18 protein-coding genes are annotated in these 18,995 nt (G+C 66.6%); 11 read left to right on the top strand and 7 right to left on the bottom strand.

Annotation, left to right across the window (positions count from 1 at the left end; translation table 11 throughout):
* Positions 1-27: 27 nt before the first annotated feature.
* Entirely contained in the window at positions 28-216 is a 189-nt protein-coding gene (locus tag NOV74_RS12595) for a DNA gyrase inhibitor YacG (protein WP_257313048.1), read from the top strand.
* Here NOV74_RS12595 and NOV74_RS12590 read toward each other — a convergent pair whose 3' ends face one another.
* Positions 217-993, bottom strand: coding sequence for a methyltransferase domain-containing protein (locus tag NOV74_RS12590; RefSeq protein ID WP_257313046.1), 777 nt, complete (start codon positions 991-993; stop codon positions 217-219).
* A gap of 3 nt (positions 994-996) precedes the next feature.
* Positions 997-1,947: a glycosyltransferase gene (locus NOV74_RS12585; protein ID WP_257313043.1), complete on the bottom strand. Its 951-nt coding sequence runs from the start codon at positions 1,945-1,947 to the stop codon at positions 997-999.
* A 52-nt stretch (positions 1,948-1,999) separates the two neighbouring features.
* Here NOV74_RS12585 and NOV74_RS12580 point away from each other — a divergent pair, with 52 nt between their 5' ends.
* The gene (locus tag NOV74_RS12580) at positions 2,000-2,719 is read left to right on the top strand and encodes a response regulator transcription factor (protein ID WP_257313040.1); all 720 of its coding nucleotides are present in this window, start codon (positions 2,000-2,002) and stop codon (positions 2,717-2,719) included.
* A 139-nt stretch (positions 2,720-2,858) separates the two neighbouring features.
* A complete protein-coding gene (locus NOV74_RS12575; RefSeq protein WP_257313037.1) occupies positions 2,859-3,395 on the top strand; it encodes an outer membrane beta-barrel protein in 537 nt (178 codons plus the stop codon).
* 81 nt (positions 3,396-3,476) lie between these two features.
* Here NOV74_RS12575 and NOV74_RS12570 read toward each other — a convergent pair whose 3' ends face one another.
* Together NOV74_RS12570 and NOV74_RS12565 are read right to left on the bottom strand one after the other, a co-directional pair.
* Entirely contained in the window at positions 3,477-4,628 is a 1,152-nt protein-coding gene (locus NOV74_RS12570) for a hypothetical protein (protein WP_257313035.1), read from the bottom strand.
* A gap of 57 nt (positions 4,629-4,685) precedes the next feature.
* The gene (locus NOV74_RS12565) at positions 4,686-7,097 is read right to left on the bottom strand and encodes a response regulator (RefSeq protein WP_257313032.1); all 2,412 of its coding nucleotides are present in this window, start codon (positions 7,095-7,097) and stop codon (positions 4,686-4,688) included.
* A gap of 444 nt (positions 7,098-7,541) precedes the next feature.
* On the opposite strand from NOV74_RS12565, the gene uppS reads away from it, so the two are divergent.
* From uppS to NOV74_RS12545, 4 genes are read left to right on the top strand one after another with little or no spacing between them, the layout of a single operon-like run.
* Positions 7,542-8,228: a polyprenyl diphosphate synthase gene (gene uppS, locus NOV74_RS12560; RefSeq protein ID WP_257313030.1), complete on the top strand. Its 687-nt coding sequence runs from the start codon at positions 7,542-7,544 to the stop codon at positions 8,226-8,228.
* Positions 8,228-9,115, top strand: coding sequence for a phosphatidate cytidylyltransferase (locus tag NOV74_RS12555; protein ID WP_257313025.1), 888 nt, complete (start codon positions 8,228-8,230; stop codon positions 9,113-9,115). Before uppS ends, NOV74_RS12555 begins: the two co-directional genes overlap by 1 nt.
* A 1-nt stretch (position 9,116) precedes the next feature.
* A complete protein-coding gene (dxr, locus tag NOV74_RS12550; RefSeq protein ID WP_257313023.1) occupies positions 9,117-10,289 on the top strand; it encodes a 1-deoxy-D-xylulose-5-phosphate reductoisomerase in 1,173 nt (390 codons plus the stop codon).
* Positions 10,286-11,434 (top strand): M50 family metallopeptidase, encoded by a 1,149-nt coding sequence (locus NOV74_RS12545; protein ID WP_257313021.1) that lies wholly within the window; start codon positions 10,286-10,288, stop codon positions 11,432-11,434. The genes dxr and NOV74_RS12545 overlap by 4 nt, the downstream gene beginning before the upstream one ends.
* A gap of 3 nt (positions 11,435-11,437) precedes the next feature.
* Here NOV74_RS12545 and NOV74_RS12540 read toward each other — a convergent pair whose 3' ends face one another.
* Positions 11,438-14,350, bottom strand: coding sequence for a VPS10 domain-containing protein (locus tag NOV74_RS12540; RefSeq protein WP_257313018.1), 2,913 nt, complete (start codon positions 14,348-14,350; stop codon positions 11,438-11,440).
* Between the two features lie 44 nt (positions 14,351-14,394).
* Complete coding sequence (locus NOV74_RS12535; protein ID WP_257313015.1) at positions 14,395-15,786, bottom strand: two-component system sensor histidine kinase NtrB; 1,392 nt, start codon at positions 15,784-15,786, stop codon at positions 14,395-14,397.
* A gap of 129 nt (positions 15,787-15,915) precedes the next feature.
* Between NOV74_RS12535 and NOV74_RS12530 the strand changes: the two genes are divergently transcribed.
* Entirely contained in the window at positions 15,916-16,452 is a 537-nt protein-coding gene (locus NOV74_RS12530) for a glutathione peroxidase (RefSeq protein WP_257313013.1), read from the top strand.
* 121 nt (positions 16,453-16,573) lie between these two features.
* On the opposite strand, the gene NOV74_RS12525 is transcribed toward NOV74_RS12530, so the two are convergent.
* Positions 16,574-17,260, bottom strand: a complete 687-nt coding sequence (locus NOV74_RS12525; protein WP_257313010.1) for a MarC family protein — start codon at positions 17,258-17,260, stop codon at positions 16,574-16,576.
* Positions 17,261-17,561: 301 nt separating this feature from the next.
* Between NOV74_RS12525 and NOV74_RS12520 the strand changes: the two genes are divergently transcribed.
* The 3 genes from NOV74_RS12520 to NOV74_RS12510 all read left to right on the top strand — a co-directional run bounded on the left by NOV74_RS12520 (position 17,562) and on the right by NOV74_RS12510 (position 18,987).
* Positions 17,562-18,176 carry an acyltransferase gene (locus NOV74_RS12520; RefSeq protein WP_257313007.1) on the top strand — a complete coding sequence of 205 codons (615 nt, stop codon included), beginning with the start codon at positions 17,562-17,564 and terminating at the stop codon, positions 18,174-18,176.
* 168 nt (positions 18,177-18,344) lie between these two features.
* Complete coding sequence (locus tag NOV74_RS12515) at positions 18,345-18,638, top strand: hypothetical protein (protein WP_257313004.1); 294 nt, start codon at positions 18,345-18,347, stop codon at positions 18,636-18,638.
* Positions 18,639-18,786: 148 nt separating this feature from the next.
* Positions 18,787-18,987 carry a hypothetical protein gene (locus NOV74_RS12510; RefSeq protein WP_257313003.1) on the top strand — a complete coding sequence of 67 codons (201 nt, stop codon included), beginning with the start codon at positions 18,787-18,789 and terminating at the stop codon, positions 18,985-18,987.
* The last annotated feature ends 8 nt before the right edge of the window (positions 18,988-18,995 follow it).

Below are 18,995 nucleotides of genomic sequence, written 5' to 3'. Positions count from 1 at the left end.
ACGCCCTTCAAGGGATATCCTGACTTCATGACGCTTCGCCCCTGCCCCACGTGCCGCACCCCCACCTCCTGGGAGGGCAACCCCTTCAAGCCCTTCTGCTCGGAGCGCTGCCAGACCCGGGACCTGGGCGCCTGGTCGAACGAAAGCTACCGCATCCCCGAGAAGCCCCAGGAGGAGGACGGTGAGGGGTGGAGCGCCGAGGGGGAGGAAGGCTGATCAGGCCGGATTGCCCTTCCTCGCCACGATGAAGAGGCGCCGGAACCGGAAGGGTGTCCGCCCGGACGCATCGACTGGGTAGGCCGCGCTCAGCCGGTCCCGGTAGGCCGCGAGGAAGGCTTCGCGCTCCCCGGCCTCAAGGACCTCCAGCAGGGGCACGAGCAGGCTGCCTCGCGTCCAGGCGACCACCGGATCGGGCCCCTCCAGTCGGTGGAGGTAGTCCGTCTCCCAGATGTCGAGGCTGGCGGCCCACGGCGTGAGCCATTCCAGGTAGGCCTCGGGCTCTGCCACGGGCTGGCGGCGGAGGCGCGGTTCAAGGCGATCCCGCCAGGGGCCTTCCCCCGCCACGGCGAAGGCCGCCTGATGGGAGGGCCGGTCCTGGTTGCGGGGCATCTGCACGGCCAGACAGCCGCCGGGTGCAAGGAAACCCATCAAGCGCGGGAAAAGGGCTGCGTGCTCCTCCAGCCAATGCAGGGAGGCGTTGGCGTAGAGCAGATCCACCGGCCCCTCGGGGGCCCACGTGGCCAAGTCCGCCTGCGGCCAGGCCAGCCCGGGACCATCGGCCGCAGCTCGCGCCAGCATGTCTGGCGACCGGTCCACCCCGAGCACCCGGGCCGAGGGCCAGCGGGCCTGGAGGATCCTCGTGACGTGGCCGGGACCGCAGCCCAGGTCTACCACGACGCGGGGGGCTTCCAGGGGCACTCGCGCCAGCAGGTCCAGGGCCGGACGCAGGCGTTCGGAATCGAAGCCGAGGTACTGGGCCGGATCCCAGGGCATGGCCTACTTCGCCTGGTGGGTCTTCTTCACCATGTAGCGGGGCCGGTCGCGCACCTCCTGGTAGATGCGGCCGATGTATTCGCCCAGCAACCCGAATGCAATGAACTGACAGCCCACGAAGAAGAAGAGGATGGCGAAGAGCGTGAACACGCCCTGGGCCGTGCCTTCGGGGTGCAGGAAGCGGTAGACCACCAGGCCCAGGAAGAGAAGGAACCCGAAGGCCGCCGTGATCACCCCGAAGACACTCAGGGCCTGAAGGGGCAGGAGGCTGAAGCTGGTGAGCAGATCAAACTGGAGGTTGATGAGCTTCCAGAGGCCGTACTTGCTTTCCCCCGCGGCGCGTTCCGCATGGGCCACGGGCACTTCGGTGATGTGCTTTGCGAAGCTGTTGGCCAGGGCCGGGATGAAGCTCGAGCGCTCCTTGCAAAGCAGCATGGCGTCCACCACCTCGCGGCTGTAGGCCCGCAGCATGCAGCCGTAGTCGTGCAGCTTCACGCCCGTGGTTTTGCGGGTGACGGCATTGACGATCATGCTGGGCATGGTACGGAAGAAGCTGTCGTTCGCCTGGCGGCCCTGGCGCCACCCGCCCACCACGTCGAAGCCCTCCTCGACTTTGGCCACGAGCTTGGGGATCTCCTCGGGGGGATTCTGGAGATCTGCATCCAGGGTGACGATGACCTGGCCCTTCACCTCGGCAAAGGCCCCGAAGATGGCGCTGTGCTGGCCGTAGTTCCGGTTGAACTCCACCACCTTGATTCGGGGCTCGGCCTTGGCAAGGTCCAGGAGCATGACCAGGCTGCGATCCCGGCTGCCGTCGTCCGTGAAGACGACCTCCCAGGGTTTTGCCGGATCCGCGAAGTGTTCCGCCAGCACCTTGGACAGGCGCGCCCACAGCGTGGGGATGTTCTCCTCCTCGTTGTAGATGGGGATGACGATGCTGAGATACGGGTCCATGGGCGCTCCAGGCCCCTATTCTAGTAGGATCAACGAGTTGCTGGAGTTTGCCATGCCCGAACCCAAGATCCTGCTGGTGGAAGACGAGCTCAGCCTCGCCGAGGGCATCAAGCTCAACCTCGAGCTGGAGGGCCTCGCCTGCACCTGGATCCCGCGGGGCGACCAGGCCCTGAAGCAGATCCTGGTCGAGGCCTATGACCTCGTGATTCTCGACGTCATGCTGCCCGGCATGGACGGCTTCACCATCTGCGAGAAGGTGCGCGAGGCGAAGAACTTCACGCCCATCCTTTTCCTTACGGCCAAGAACACGGACGACGACCGGGTGCACGGCTTCGAGACCGGCGCCGACGACTACCTGGGCAAGCCCTTCCAGGTGAAGGAGCTGCTCCTCAGGGTGCGAGCCATCCTCCGCCGCGAGGCCTGGTACCGGGGCCGCGAGATGAGCAGCCGCCAGGCCTTCGGCGCCCACTGGGTGGACTTTGACAACTACTGCGGCGAAGGTCCAAATGGCCCCTTCCAGCTGGGCATGAAGGAATGCATGATCCTCCGCCTGCTCATGGAGCGGCCTGGCCAGGTGGTGAGCCGCACGGACATCCTGGACAAGGTCTGGGGCGAGGATGCGTACCCCACCAGCCGCACCGTGGACAACTTCATCGTCCGCATCCGCCGCGTGATGGAGCTTGATCCCCATCACCCCCGCTGGGTCCACACCATCCGCAGCGTCGGCTACCAGTTCGATCCGGAAGGGAAGCAGCGGAAGGGCGAGGAGTGAGTATCCTCGACTGATCCGAGGCGGGAACTTAGGGTGAGGTGCGGCCATCCATGGGGGTATCTTTTACCCACTCATCCCCAATGGGATGCCTCCAGGAGGCTTCATGCCTGTTTGTCCTCGTTTGTTCACCGCATTGGCCGTGGCCATCGCCTTCGGGACGGTTCAGGCCCGGGCAGAGGAGCCGCGCTTCGGCCTTCAACTTCACGCGAGCCTTCCAACCGGTGATCTGAAGGATGCGGTCGATAACAAGCCTGGCGCTGGCGTCGGCGCCCACGTCACGTTTGATTTGGGTGCGGGTCATGTTCTCCGGCCAAGGTTCGACACCGTGTTCTATCCCGAAAGTTCGGTCAACGGCTTCAAAACGAAGGCGAATGATCTCAGCCTAGGCGTGGACTACCTGTACTTTCCGGGCGGTAAGCCGGACGGCCTTTACCTGACCGCTGGGCTGGGGCTTCACCGTTGGAAAGTGGACACCACAACCCCTGCCATGGCTCCGTTCCCTGCAACTTCGGATTCCCAGACCTCGTCCCGATTCGGCTACTCGGCGGGCTTTGGGTACAACTTCAGTCATTCCGTTGGTGCCGAACTTCGGTACGTCAGCTCCCATTACGCCAACCGGACCGCCTGGGATCCCACCGCCAATGCCTTCCAAATGGGCCTGACGTACCGATTCTGATCGCGAGCTGAATCTCCGTTGCGGCATTCCTAGACAAGCAGAACGGGGCGCGGTCGCGCCCCGTTCTGTTATTAGGAAGGTCTACTTAACCTCGAACTCCCGGCTGCGGCCCAGCTTCTCGAAGGCGGCCATCTGCTCAGCGAGGCTGGCAGCGGGGGCCCCCTCCTTCACGTCGGAAAGCACCAGGCGCTTCTCGTCGCCCTTGCTGAACTTGCTCTCGACCATCACGGGCTCAAGGGTCGGCAGCAGGGTCAGCTCGCCCGCGGGGCCTTCAGGGGCCTTGGAGGTGGCGATGTCGTTGGCATGGGCCATCAGGGCGGCGCCGGGCGTGGCGCCCAGGCGGCGCAGATCGAGCCAGCTGAAGCCGGGATCCCGAAGCAGGTCGAGGTCCTCGTTCTCCAGCCAGATCATCAGGGCGTTCAGGGCCTTGGTCTGCGCGGGATCGGGCATGCTGCGCATCTTCTTCTCGCCCTTGACGTCCACCTCCTGTCGGGTGTTGTCGATCCAGGCCTGGGCCCGTTTCACCCACAGGGCCATGATGGCCTTCTGGTTGGCGAAGCCCTCAGGCGCCTTGGGTCCCTTGGCCGCCTTGGCCTTCTTGCCCTTGGCGGGAGGTTCGGGCGCAGTCCAGGTAGGAGCGGCCGCGTCCACCTTGGGATCGAGCAGGAGGCCCCGCAGCTTGGCGAGGCGCGGCTCCAGCCCCTTGGCGTCGGCCTTCGCGGCGGCACGGGCGGCGGTTTGGAGGTTCTTCCAGGTGGTCTCGAGGAGGAGCTTCTTCCCGTCCGCGTCGTAGAGCCCGTGCTGGGCGCGCACCTTGGCCAGGTAGGCCTCGACGGCGGGGATGGCGGCGGAGGCCTTCTCCGGGAGGATGGCCTTCACGGCCAGGAGGGCGCCAAGGGCCTCGCGGGCCTCCACGGCCTTGGGGTGGCTCCGGTAGTAGCCCAGCTCATGAGCGGAGAGGGCGGCCCGCTGTAGCGTGTAAGCCAGCTTCCGCTGGCTGGGACGAAGTTGGTTGAACGCGTTTGGTTCTGGCTGCGGTTCCGGTTTCGGCACCACCGGAACCTCCACCTTCATCTCGGCGGGCTTGGGCTCGGTTGGAGGGGCCTGGGGTGGGACCTGGGCCGGATCGGTGGTTGGCGCGGGAGCCGGCGCCGGAGGCGGAGGAACTGGAGGGGGCGTCTGGGCCAGGAGGCCCGAACTCACGATGACTGCCAAAACCCAGCGGCGCTGCATAGGAGGCTCCTCGTTGAGGGTGCGATGAGAGGCTCCAGTATGCCGCAGGAATAAGCGTTACGCCTCGATCGGAGTCTCTAGCAAATGCTCCAGGCTTTGTCTTAGTTGCTTTAGATCGAAAGGTTTACCCAGATAGGGCACCTGATTGGCCTCTAGGAAGCCACGGGTCTTCGCATCAAACGAATCGCCCGTGGTGTAGAGGATGCGCCGGGTCATGGCGGGGCGCTGGGCGCGCAGCCACTCGAAGAGGTCCACGCCCGAAAGGCCGGGCATCCGGATATCGGAAACGATCAGATCGAAGGCACCCGCCTCGAGGCATTGGATCGCCTCCTCACCCCGGCCGGCGGACGTGACCTCCAGGCCCCAGAGCTGGAGCGCGTCCACCAGGCACTCCAGCAGGAAGGCCTCGTCGTCCACCACCAGAGCCCGGCGACCCTGCAGGCCGGGGATTTGCACCAAGGGGGCCGCCAAAACCTCCGGCATTTCCGATTCCGCCTGCAGAGGCAGCTCCAGGAGATAGGCGTTCCCCAGGCCCTCCTGGCTTCGCACCGTGAGCCGACCGCCGTGCTGGCGGAGGATGATGCTCGCCACCGGAAGGCCCAGGGCTTCCGGCGTGGCGGCCGAAGCGGCGTCGAAGAGATCCTCCAGCCCAGCCTCGGGCAGGGTGGCCCCCGAATCCTGGATCACCACCTGCACCTGACCGTCCACCGCCCGGGTGGCGATGCGCAGCCGCCTCGTCGTAGCCGTGGCCATGGCCTGGAGCCCGTTCAAAAGCAGGTTCGTCAGGGCCTGTCTCATGAGGTCCGGATCGAAGGCCGCCTCGGGCAGGGCCGGATCCAGATTGAGGTCCAGGGAGACCTCCATGCGCCGGGCCTTCACCTCCACGAGGGCCACGGCCTCCTGGAGCACCAGGTTCAGCTGGGCTCGGACCCGCTTCGGCGCCGGGGGGTTCAGCACGGTCTGGAGGGGCCCCAGCAGGCTCTGCACCGAATCCACCGCCTTCACCAGGCGGGCCGCCTGCTCGGCCTGGTGGGGATCCATGGCGGATTCAGAAATGAGCCGGGCTTCCAGCAGCACGGGGGTGAGCCGGTTTGAGGCCTCGTGGAAGAGGGCCGGGACCAGCCGCCCCAGGGCCTCGTGTTTCTGCGAGTGGACCAGCTGCTCTTCCAGGGCCTGGGTCTCACTGGTATCGCGCACGAGCGCCGACAGGGCGAGCACACGGTCGTCGGCACCGCGCACCGGGGCGTAGGTGATGCTGGCCGGGAAGGCCCCGCCCCCTTTGCGGAGGCGCACCGTCTCAGGGTCGCGAACCACCTGGCCGCGGCTGACCTGATGCGTGATCTGATCCAGTTCGCCCACCAGGTGACTGGGCGAGAGCTGGGAGATGCTGCGGCCCACAATCTCGGCCCGGGTGTAGCCGAAGATGCGCTCGGCCGCCACGTTCCAAGTGAGGATCTTCCCGTCAGGCGCGAAGGAAACCACCGCCTCGCCCATGTTCTGGACGAGGCCCTCCAGGTACTTCCGGGTCTTGTGGTTGTCCTGGTTCACGCGCTCCAGTTGGGCGTAGAGCTGGCTCAGCTCCTCGTTCTTCTTTTCCAGAGACTCCTTGACCTGCTTCAGCTCCGAATAGAGCCGGGCGGTCTCCATGTTCGACTTGAGCGCGTTTTCCAGCAGCTCCTGGGGATCCGCCGCCTGGCCCGGCTGGAGATCGGCGACACTCACGTTGCCGTGCTTCAGCACCGTCGCATCCGCGGTGGGGACCGGGTCCGCGGCGGGCCCCGCGGCCGCCTGCGCAGGAATCGGAGGCTCCCGCAGGGTGGTGCGCACGTTGGATTCGATGAGGGTGAGCATCTCGTCGAAGTCTTTGATCTTCTTGTCCAGATGGTACTTCTTGAAGGTGTAGGCCACCGTCTCCCGGGTAATGGCCAGGAAGGTGTCCAGCACGCCGGTCCCGCGGTTGGCGACGGATTCGAAGTAGGGAACGCTGCGGAAATTCAGGCGGCGATTCATGACACCCACGGCCATGGCGTCCGGCAGGTCCCGTTTGTTGTACTGGAGGATGAAGGGTATCTGTTTGATGTTCAGGCGGTTCGCATTGAGGTTGTGGTACAGGTTCGACAGCGAATCCACGTTGTCCTGCATCTTGGCTTCACTGGAATCCGCCACGAAGACCACGCCATCTGCGCCGCCCAGCACCACCCGGCGGCTGGCGTCGTACTGCACCTGGCCCGGCACCGTGTAGATCTGCAGGTGGATGGAATTGCCGTAGATGTAGCCCAGGTTGATGGGCAGCAGGTCGAAAAAGAGGGTGCGGTCCTCTTGGGTGTTGACGGAGAACAGCTCGCCCCGCTGCCGGTCCGAGCACATGGCGTGCAGGGACTGCAGATTGGTCGTCTTGCCCGATAACCCCGGCCCGTAGTAGACCAGCTTGAGCAGGATCTCATTGGCACGGGTATTGAACTGAACCATGGGTTCGCCAGGGAAAAAGTGGAGTCAAGCCTATCACGGGGCTTTGGAAGACTAGCCGCTTCCCAGCTCTACGGCAGGCCACGTGCTAGCATGATCTTTTTCACCTTTCCGAGGTTTCCGGCGGATGACCGTCCCGACCCACGTCGCGATCATTTTCTCGGTATGCCCTCCAGGCATGCGCGAGGTCGGCCACGCGAAACCAGCCGGTCAGACCGGTCGCTAGGCACGCGATGCGCATCCCGACCCATGTCGCCATCATTATCTCGGTATGCCCTGCGGGCATATGCGAGGCCGGTCACGTGGGGGTGACAGGCTTCCACTCGTCCGGGAGCACACGATGACCGTGCCAACCCATGTCGCCATCATTATCTCGGTATGCCCTGCGGGCATATGCGAGGCCGGCCACGTGGGGGTGACAGGCTTCCACTCGTCCGGGAGCTCGCGATGACCGTGCCAACCCATGTCGCCATCATTATGGACGGCAACGGCCGCTGGGCGGCGCAACGGGGGTGGCCGCGCATCAAGGGGCACAAGGCCGGGGTGCAGGCGGTGGAGCGCATCCTCGAGGCCGCCTCGGATGCGGGCATCCGGCACCTGAGCCTCTACGCCTTCTCCACCGAGAACTGGAAGCGCCCGGCTCTGGAGGTGGGGGCCCTCATGGCTCTCCTCCGCATGTACCTCCGCATGTTCGTCCATCAGTTGTCCCGGAAAGGCATCCGGTTCCACCACCTGGGAGCCTTGGAAGGCATGCCTGCCGGCATCCAGGCCGACATGAGGGCACTGGAGGCGGCCACCGCCCCCAACTCAGGCATGACTTTCCATCTGGCTGTGAACTACGGCTCCCGGTTGGAGCTGGCCCAGGCGGCCCGGCGCTGCGTGGAGGACGGCCTCCGTCCCGAGCAGGTGGACGAGGCCGCGCTGGGCGCCCGTCTCTGGACCGCCGGGGTGCCCGACGTGGACCTGCTCATCCGCACCAGCGGCGAACACCGGATTTCCAATTTCCTGCTTTGGCAGTCGGCGTACGCTGAACTCTACATGACCGATCTCCTGTGGCCGGACTTCGGCCCCGCGGAGCTGAAGGAAGCGCTCGAGGACTACACCCAGCGTGAACGGCGCTTCGGGGGGATCTGATGGAACGGACCACACCCAAGGTGGACACGAAGAACATGACCGTGCGCGTCACCACGGCCCTGGTCTTCGGCGCCTTCTTCTTCAGCCTCCTCTGGTTCGGCGACCAGCCCTGGGCCCCATGGACGTACCTGGTCGTCATGTCCATGGCCATCCTCATGGGTGTGCGCGAGATGACGCTCATGGCCCAGGTGCGGGGTTTCAATCCTTCCCTGGCCACCGGAACCCTGGTGGGCTGGGGCATCCTTGCCCACTTCTTCCTGGCCACGGGCGGGCAGGATCCGCTGCCCCTCTGGCTGGTCTTTGCCACGGGGGGCCTGGCCATCCACTTCGGTGCCCTGTTTTTTGACTCCAAGCTGGAAGAGGCCCTGCCCAGCCAGGCCATCACCTGGCTCGGTGCCCTCTACTTGGGTTTCGGCCTGGGCTTCCAGCAGAAGCTGTTCATGCTCCAGGGTTCCCTGCCGAAAACCGGCAGCCGCTTCATCCTCGCGCTCTTCATCATCACGTGGTTCGGCGACACCGCCGCCTACTTCGTGGGCAGCTACCTCGGCAAACACAAGCTCGCGCGCCGCGTCAGCCCCAAGAAGAGCTGGGAAGGCGCCCTTGGCAACCTGGGTGGCAACCTCCTGGGCGCCTGGCTCATGCACGCCACTGTCTGCCCCGAGTGGTCCCTGGTGGACGTGGTGGCCCTGGGCCTCCTGCTGGGCATCGCGGGCCAGTTGGGCGATCTGGTGGAAAGCACCTGGAAGCGTAGCGCGGGCGTGAAGGACTCCTGCATGGGTGGCGTGAGCATCCCCGGCCATGGCGGGGTGCTGGACCGCGTGGACAGCCTGGTGTTCGCGGCACCCGTCCTGTATGCCTACGTGCACTTCGTGCACGGGTTCAATTGACGTGAGGCGCCTCGCCCTCCTCGGCTCCACCGGGAGCATCGGCACTTCCACGTTGGATGTCGTGCAGGCCCATCCCGGGCGGTTGTCCGTGGCGGCCCTGGCGGGGGGACGGAATCGGGAGCTGCTGAAGGCGCAATGCGAGACCTTCCGGCCCCGCTGCGTGTCCGTGGGCTCCCAGGCGGATGCCGCCTGGCTGCGGACCAGCCTCTCCTATCACCCCGAGCTGCACTGGGGCGACGAGGGCCTCCTCGCCTGCGCGCTGCACCCCGACGCCGACACGGTGGTGGCCGCCATCGTGGGCAGCGCGGGGCTGGCCAGCACCGAGGCCGCGCTCCGCGCCGGTCGCCGGGTCTGCGTGGCCAACAAGGAATCCCTGGTGGTGGGCGGCGCCCTCATGCACGAGGCCGCGCGCGCCGGTGGCGGCGAGCTGCTGCCCGTGGACAGCGAGCACGCCGCCCTGCACCAGCTGCTGGATGGGCGCGACCCGGCCTCCATCCGCGAGGTGCGCATCACCGCCAGCGGCGGGCCGTTTCGCGACTGGCCCCTGGCCCGCATCCAGGCCGCCACCATCGAGGAGGCGCTCAACCATCCCACCTGGAAGATGGGCCCCAAGATCACCATCGACAGCGCCACGCTCATGAACAAGGGGCTGGAGGTCATCGAGGCCTCGGTCCTCTTCGGGCTCACGGCCGACCAGGTGGCCGTCACGGTGCATCCCCAGAGCCAGGTCCACGCCATGGTGGGCTTCCACGACGGCAGCTACCAGCTGCAGGTCTGCGCCAACGACATGAAGCTGCCCATCCAGTACTGCCTGCTCTTCCCCGACAAGCAGCCGGGCCCCGTGGCGCCGTACCCCTGGGAGGAGGCCCGCGCCTGGACCTTCGAGGCCCCGGACCTGACCCGCTTTCCCTGCCTGGGCCTGGCCTTCGAGGCCCTGCGGGAGGGGGGCACGGCCCCGGCCCTGCTGAATGCCGCCAACGAGGTGGCCGTGGCCGCTTTCCTCCAAGGGCAGCTTGGGTTCTGGGACATCCAGGCCTGCAACCGGGACACCTTGACCCAGATTCCCGCCCAGCCTCTGGAGTCCCTCCCCCAGGTGCTGGATGCAGACCGGGCCGCAAGGCGTCATGCTGAAGGATGGGTCCGAACCAGGGTCCGATCTTTTGGGTGTCCATGAACCGCTTTCGCCTGTCCCTGTCGTCTGTTTTCGCCCTCTTCGCCGTCTCCGTCCTCGCCCTGAAAGTGCCGGGCGTCGGGTTCTGGGGCCCCATCCTCATGCTGGGCGGCCTTATCTTCCTGCACGAAGGCGGCCACTTCCTGGCCGCCAAGGGCATGGGCATGCCTGTGGAGGTCTTCTCCCTGGGCTTCGGCCCCCGGCTGTTCGGCTTCAAGTGGCGCGAGACGGATGTCCGCCTCTCCCTCTTGCCTCTGGGCGGCTACGTCAAACTGGCTGGCTTCAACCCCGAGGAACCTGGTGCCGAGGACCCCTACGGTTTCCTCCAGCAGCCCTTCTCCAAGCGCATGCTCTTCTACAGCGGCGGCATCCTGGCCAATCTGGCCACGACACTGATCCTGTTCACCTACGTCGGGGCGGACCAGGCCCGCATCATCAAGGCTGAACCCCGCGCCGGATCTGCCCTCGTGGTGGATCAGGTGGTCAAGGGACAACCCGCCGACCTGGCCGGACTTCGGGCCGGGGATGAACTGCGGCGCGTGGGGCCGTTCGCCCTACCGGAAAAGCGCTGGGAGGATGCGGTGGCCTATATCCAGGCGCATCCCGCCCAGCCCCTTCCCATCGAGGTGGTCCGCGAAGGCAAAGCGCTCTCCTTTTCGGTCACGCCCGCGACCGAGGGTGGCACCGGCCGCATCGGCATCGCGGCCGGCCCCATCGCCTATGATTTCCAGCGCCGCGCCTTCCGCCCCGGAGACCTCCTGATGGGCGGACGCTTCGCCGCCGAGACCTCCTGGCACATGAGCGGCCAGGTGTTCGGCTTCCTCAAGAAGCTCGTCACCTTCCAGGCCAGGAGCGCCGAGGTGGCCGGGCCCATCGGGATCATCCGGGCCGGGAGCCGCGCCGCCAAGTCCGGGTGGCAAGAGTTCCTCTTCATGTGCGCGGCCATCAGCCTCCAGTTGGCCATCCTCAACGCCCTGCCCATTCCGGCCCTGGACGGCGGGCACATGGCCCTGCTTGCCTTCGAGAAGCTGCGCCGCAAGGACCTCACCGTCGAGCTGAAGGAGAAGATCCTCACCGGCGGCTTCCTCCTGCTGGCCTCCCTCATGGCCCTGGTGATCTTCCTGGACCTGATGAAGCTGCGGAAGTAGGGCCTACTCCTCTTCTTCTTCTTCTTCTTTCGGGTCCTTTGGCTCCTTGGGCGCCTCCACCACCACCTTGGCCTTGAGCTGCTGCCCGGCGGCCTCCAGGGTCAGGGTGTAGTCCCCGGGGAGCACGAAGGGGCGCCGACCAGCCGGCAGGCCTGCCCGGGTGGCCGGATCCACCTGCAGGTCCCAGTCCACGCGGCCCAGCCCCGCCTCGGGCTTCAGCGTCCAGACGCGCAGCACGGTGTCTTTGCTGTCCCGCAGGGTGAGGGTGGCCGCGCTGGCCTGGGCGCGGTGGAACCAGAAGCTGTAGCGCTCGGGCTCACGGGTGGCGAACCAGCCGGGGCGATCCTGCTTCCACCAGGCCTGGGCCTTCACCTTGGCGGGCTCGAAGAGGTGGGCGGCCTGGGTTCGAACCTCTGGCGTGAGCAGCTCCAGGGCCCCGATGGGTGCCACGAAGGCGCTGCGGCCGTGGGTGCCCACCACCAGATCCTTCGCCTTGGGCTGGATGGCCAGGTCATGCACGGGCACATGGGGCAGGTCCCGCCCCAGCACGTCCCAGCGCTGGCCGCCATCCAGCGAGACGAACACGCCGAAGTCCGAGCCCACGAAGAGGAGCTTCGGGTTCGCCGGGTCCTCGCGGATCACGTTGAGGTTTTCCGCCGGCAGGTTGCCTTTGAGGGACACCCAGGTGGCTCCGTAATCCGTGGTCCGGAAGATGAGCGCCTCGTTGGCATCGTTGCGGTAGGCGCTGAACGTGGCGTAGGCCGTGCCCTCGTCGTGGGCACTGGCCTCCACCCGCGTCACCCAGCGATCCTTGGGCAACCCCTTCTCGGCGTGCTTCCAGGTGAACCCGCCATCACGGCTCACGTGCACCCGGCCGTCGTCCGTGCCCGCGTAGAGCAGGCCGAAGCGCTTGGGGCTTTCCGCCAGGGTGGTGAGGGTGCCGAAAGGCACGTTCCCGACCTTGGGATGGGTGGTGAGGTCGCCGCTGACGGCCGTCCAGGTGGCGCCCCGATCCAGGCTGCGCAGCACTTCCTGGCTGCCCGTGTAGAGGATGTCGGGGCTGTGGGGTGACATCAGCAGGGGCGTCATCCAGTTGAACCGATGGGGCGTCTCCTTCAGCTTGTGGATGGGCCGGATGGCCGTGCGGCCCGCCTTCTCCAGGCGGCTCATGTGGCCGAACTGGCTTTCGGTGTAGATCGTGGTGTTGCCCCGAGGGCTCACCTGCACGAAACCGCCGTCGCCCCCGTAGATGGCATGCCAGGCATCCGTCTGCTGATTCGGCTTCAGGGGGGTGGCGGGACCCGCCATCACGCCGTTGTCCTGGAGGCCGCCATAGATCTTGTAGGGCTCGGCGCGATCGGTGGTGATGGCGTAGAACTGGCCCACGGGCAGGTTCTTCACGTTGCGCCAGGTGCCACCGCCGTCCGTGGAGACGTTCAGCCCGCCGTCGTTGCCCAGCACCAGGCGACGGCCGTCCCTCGGATCGATCCACAGGGCATGGTGGTCGGGATGCATGACCTTCCAGTCGTCCCCGTTGATGCCCTTGAAGGTGCGGCCCCCGTCCTCGCTCTGGATGGCGGGCATGCCCAGCAGGTAGACCTTGCGGTCGTTGGTGGGGTCCACCCGCACCTGGCCGAAGTAGTAGCCGTAGGTGTAGGTGAACTGGTCCAGGCGGCCCTCATGGGTCCGCTTCCAGGTGGCTCCGCCATCTTCCGTGGCGTAGAGTTCCGGGCCGATGATGGTCGTATCGAACAGGGCCTGGTCCGCGTCGCCCAACCAGTCCAGCAGGTCCTTCACCTTGACCTTGCCGGCCTTCAGATCCGCCAGGAGGCCCTCCGCCGTGAGGGTCTTGGGATAGCCGTTCTCCTTGAGGAAGTCCTTCAGGTGCTTGGGCTCCACCTTGGCCAGGGCAGCCTCGTCCATGGTCCGGAGGCGTTTGGCCGTGACCTTGTCCGGATCCTCGAAGGGATCCTTCTCGTCCTCGGGCCGCGGGGTCTGGTTGTCCAGGAAGGCATAGAGCTTCTTGGGATCCTGGCGGCTTTGCGCCAGCCCCATGCGGCCCAGGCCCTCGCCCTTGGGCAGTCCGCCCTCCAGGCGTGTCCAGGTCTTCCCGCCGTCCGTCGTCTTGAAGAGGCCCGACCCCGGGCCGCTCTCCAGGAAGTCCCAGGGCTTGCGGTCCTTCTCCCAGAGCGTGGCGTACAGCGTGTCGGGATCCGCGACATCCATGAGCAGATCCGTGGCCCCGGTGCGGGCCGGCGCCTTCAGCACCTGGGTCCAGGTCTTCCCGCCATCGGTGGTCTTGAAGATGCCTCGTTCGCCACCCTCGGTGTAGAGCGGGCCCTGAGCCGCAACGTAGGCCACCTCCGGGTTCGTCGGATGGGGCACGATCCGCGCGATGCGGTGGCTGTCCCCAAGGCCGGCAGCCTGCCAAGTCTTGCCCCCATCCAATGAGCGGAAAACGCCGGCCCCGGCGTACGAGCTGCGGCTGGCATTGGCCTCGCCGGTACCCAGCCAGATCACCTTGGGCACGCCCGGCGCGCCCCACACCACGGCCACATCGCCCAGGGCGATGGCGGGGCCCCGGTCGAAGAGAGGTGTCCAGGTGGCGCCCTCGGTGTCGGTCCACCACAGGCCCCCGGTGGCGAAGGCGGCCAGCCAGTGCTGGGGCGCCCGGTCGTCCACCGCCAGGGCCACCACGCGGCCCCCCTGGCCCATGGGGCCGACATTGCGGAGGGGAACCGAGGCGAAAGGCGTGGCGGCCTCCATCACGAGCCGCTGGTCGAAGGCCTGCCGGCGGGCGGCAGGGCCGGGCGTCGCCACCTTGGGATGGAAGGCCGCGGCCTCCTGGAGCTTGGTGAGGGGGGCTTCGCCTGCCACGAGCAGGAGGGGGAGCAGGGCCAGGCAGGCAGATCGCATATTAGCCTCGTGTCGTGAGGCTAGGATAGCCGGAACGGGCCGCTTCAGGGTTGGCCGGTGCCCGCCGCCCCTTCGGTTCCGGCCCGGGGGAACAGGACCCGGAAGGTCGTGCCCCTACCGGGGAGGGTCTCCACCTGAAGGGCCCCCTGGTGTTGGCGGACGATCCCGCGGACCATGGCCAACCCCAGCCCCGTGCCATGCCCCGAGGGCTTGGTGGTGAAGAAGGGCTCGAAGATGTTGGCCTGTACTTCGGGCGCGATGCCGCTTCCGGTGTCCGAGACCTGGATCCCCACGAATTGGCCCGAACCGGGCTCGGTCCAGTCCGCGCAGTCCCTTTCCCGGAGGGTCCAATTCGCAGTTTCCAGTGTGATCTGGCCTGGGCCCTGGATCGCGTCGCGGGCGTTGACCACCAGGTTGGTTAACACCTGCTCCAACTGGAGGCGATCCACCCACGCGGTCCACGGGTTTGGGCCTGGTTTCCAGGTGAGTTCGATGCCCTCGCCCGCCAAGCGCCCGAGCAGGGGCAGCAGGTCCGCCACGGCCCGGTTGAAGTCCATTGCCTGCGGGTCCGAGGGCTGACGGCGGGCGAAGCCCAGCATCCGGGTGGTGAGTTCCGCCGAGTGCCGGGCGGCCTTGACGATCTCCTCGAGGTACTTCCGCTCGGGCCGGCTCTCGCCCATCTGGTAAAGGGCCAGGTCCGCGTTCGAAAGAATCACGCTCAGCATGTTGTTGTAGTCGTGGGCCACGCCGCCGGCGAAACGGCCGAGGGCCTCCAGCTTCTGGGCCTCGTAAAGCTGGGCCTGGAGTTTCGCCCGCTCCCGGGAGTGGCTGTCCTGTTGGGTGATGTCTCGGCCAATGCCCAGCACGCCGACGAGGACCCCGGACTGATCCAGCATCGGCGTCTTCAAGGTCTCAATCAGGACCCGCGCACCCCCCGCCGCCAGAGTGATCCACTCCTCGTTCACCCGGGGTTCCCCGGCCGCCATGGCCTCCCGATCCTTCTGCCGGAAGAAGTCCGCCTGCTCCTTGGGGACGAAATCGTAGTCGGACTTGCCCAGGATCTCCGATTCGGGGGCGCCGAAGAAGCGTTCGAAGGCCTGATTGCAGGCGAGGTAGACGCCCTCCGGATCCTTCAACCACACCAGATCGGGAATGGTGTGGATCAGGGTGCGGAGTTGGGCCTTCCGGTTGGCCACGCCAGCCACCAGGCGTTTCACCATGTAGTACAGCAGGGTGGCGGTCACGGCCACGAACACCCAGCCCTTGAGGATGCCCAGACCGGTCATCCACGCGGGGTCCGGCGCCAGGACCTGCACGAGGCGGTCCGAGAGCAGGATCCACACCCCGGCAATGAGCGCATAGGTCAGGGCAATCTTCGCGGCGCCCGTGATGGCGGCTCTCGGTGGCGACGCTGGATTGTGCCTGGATTCGGGCATGGGCATGTCCGGTTGCCCATGAGGCTAGCGCAAATCCCGCTCAAGTCCTCCCGTCCCCGCTTGTTTTTTCCGGGGCCTGGCATGACCGTGCCGGAGTGGGCATCAAAGGGGTGCCCATCAGGAGCCTGCATGCGTGCCACCCCCGTCTTCGTCCTGCTCGCCGCCCTTATCCTGCCTGCCGCCGAAAGGAAGGTCCCCATGTCCCTGCACGAAATCGCCCTCCCCGCCCTGGATGGCAAGCCGCAGTCCCTGGCCACCTACAAAGGCAAGGTCGTATTGGCCGTGAACGTGGCCAGCGAATGCGGCTTCACGCCCCAGTACGCCGGACTCCAGAAGCTCTACACCGACTACAAGGATCGCGGCCTGGTGATCCTGGGCTTCCCGTGCAACCAGTTCGGCGCCCAGGAGCCCGGCACCGCGGCCCAGATCGAAACCTTCTGCCAGACAAACTACGGCGTGACCTTCCCCCTTTTCGAGAAACTCGATGTGAAAGGCCCGCACCAGGCCCCGGTCTACCAGTTCCTCACGGCCAAGCACGGCGAGCCCGCCTGGAACTTCCACAAGTACCTCGTGGGCAAAGACGGGCAAGTGATCGCAGCCTTCCCCAGCAAGGTCGCCCCCGATAGTCCCGAGCTGAGGGTCGCCATCGAATCCGCCTTGAAGTAGAAAAGGCAACTGAGGAACACAGAAGACACAGAAACCCACAGAGGACACAGAAGAATGCTTTTCCCTCTGTGTCTTCTGTGAACCTCCGTGTTCTCTGGGTTCCAGCTCCCTGACGCTGGGGTTATTTCGTCGCCACGATGGCCGCCGGCGGCGCTTCGCGCATCTCGATGTAGAGGGCCTTCACACCGTTGATGAGGAACTGCATGGCCACAGCGGCCAGGATAAGGCCCATGAGCTTGTTCACCACCTTGGTGCCGATGGCGCCCAGGCGAGCGAACACCACCGGGGCCTTGCGCAGAAAGAGGTAGACGATCCAGGTGTTCATGAGGATGGCGAGGAGCACCACGCCGTACTCCAGCCAGCTGATCCCCGCGATCATGCCCATCACCGTGGACAGCGTGCCGGGGCCGGCCACCAGCGGGATGCCGAAGGGAATGATGGCGAAGTCCTCGGGCAGTTTGCGGCTGGCCTCGGCCTTCTCGTCCTCGGTACTGCGTTCGCGGGGATCCTCGCCGTAAAGCATGGCGATGGCCCGATAGAGCACCAGCACTCCGCCCACGAAACGCATGGCCAGCGCCGTGAAGCCGAAGAGGCTGAACATGAACTGGCCCACCAGGGCGAAGGCCAGCATGGCCGCGCCCGCCGTGAGCGAGGCCTTCTTCGCGCTGCGGCGCAGGGCCGGCGCCTCCATCCCCACCGTGGCGCTGGCGAAGATCGCCGCGGCGCTGATGGGGTTCAGCACCGAGAACAGCGAGGTCGTCACGCCGAGGGCGAAAGACAAGGTGGGCAGGGGGCCGAGGTGGGGCATGGCCTACTGTAGCCGCTAGGGCCTGTTTTCAAAGGGGGACGTGGCCGCGCAAGGGGCGCCGCCCAAGCGAGGCCAGGAAAGCGACGAAGGCGATAGCGGGTCCTATCGATGAGGAGATTGACGCAGCATCGCGCCGGGGGCCGCCCCTTGCCCTCCGGGACGATGGCCAGCCGCACCCCTGGCTGCGTTGCCAGCCTCGAGCGATGTCCCGCATCGCCCTTCGGCCGGCGCCTAGCCATGGGCGCGGCTGGACACCGTCCCGGCGGCGTCCCACTTTGAAAACAGGCCCTAAACTTCTCCCATGCGCGACCTCGAGGCCCTCCGGGAGCAGCACCAGCGCCGCCTGGCCTGGATGCCCTGGCTGTACTTCGCCCTGAAGCCGCGCCACCGCGCCTGGGCGGAGGCCTGGCAGGCCGAGGTGCAGGCCCGACTCGTGGCCCAGGAGACGCTGACCCTCGGAACCGGCTGTTTCATCGCGCCGGACGCCGCCATCTTCGGCGAGCCGGGGCGGGCTGTGGTGCTGGGCGATCGCTGCGCCATCGCGGCCCAGGCCTTTCTGCACGGGCCCCTCACCCTGGGCAGGGATGTCAGCGTGAATGCGGGCGCCCGTCTGGATGGCGGCCGCAAGGGCCTGGTCATCGGCGACGGCACCCGCATCGCCAGCGGCGCGGCCCTCTACGCCTTCGATCACGGCCTGAGGCCCGACCGTGACATCAAGGATCAGCCGGTGCGCTCCCGCGGTATTCGCATCGGACGCGACGTGTGGATTGGCGCCAACGCCGGCGTCACGGATGGCGTCTGCATCGGGGATCACGCCGTGGTGGCCATGGGCGCCGTGGTGACGAAGGATGTGCCCGAATGGGCCATCGTGGCGGGTGTGCCCGCGGTCGTGGTGGGAGACCGGCGGTCCCGCTGATCCCACGTCGCCCCCTGCCACGCGGCAAGCCCAGGATGTTGCATTTTGCGCGACAACCCCGGGTTGACGGGACGGCAACCGCCCTGGTTGTTGGTTTTATGGTCTGGCACGGGACGTGACCTACCTGTGCCGTGAGGTAGAAGCCCCTGCTCCTCAAAAGGAGGTCCCATGCGCCCCTTGCTCCCCCTCGCCCTCGCAGCCCTCGCGGCGTTCCCCCTGTCCGCCCACGGCTACTGGCGCCGCCCCCATCGAGTCGTGATCGTACAGGAGGATGCCTGCCGCGACGCCTATCGGCGCTGGGATGGTGACCGCTGGGAAGGCCGGGCCCCTGTCTACCGTCATGGTTACTTCCGTGATGATGACCGCCGCTACGACTGCGATGACGACCGCGTGGTCCTCCGGCCCCTGCCTCGCCCCTTGGTGCCGCCCTTCCAGGGGCGTCTGGAACTCTGGCTCCACTGAGCTCCGGACGATTGGACAACCGCTGTCCTAGGACCCGCAGGAAGCTGGAAGGGCTCCACCGTGGCCGCACACGACTTTTTTCGCCTTTGGGTCTTGACGAACGCGAAAAAAAGACGAATATCGTATGAACGGGACAGATGGAGCCCCCATGCGGATCTCTTTTCGTAGTTACGGTTACAAGTTCAGCGGCTACTTCATGGAATACGGCCCCCTGGAGGCCGAAAGCCTGGACGCCGCCAAGGCCCAGATCCGGAAACGTCTGGGCGTGACTCGCCTCCCCCTCGGCGTGCAGGTCTGGGATCTGGCGGAGCGACCCCTCACCCGCTGGCGGGTGGCGGCCGCCAGCTAGAGGGGATC

This window comes from Geothrix fuzhouensis (assembly GCF_024609325.1).
GTDB lineage: Bacteria > Acidobacteriota > Holophagae > Holophagales > Holophagaceae > Geothrix > Geothrix fuzhouensis.
Note: the sequence above shows the minus strand (reverse complement) of the source record. Positions and strands in the feature narration are given on the sequence as shown.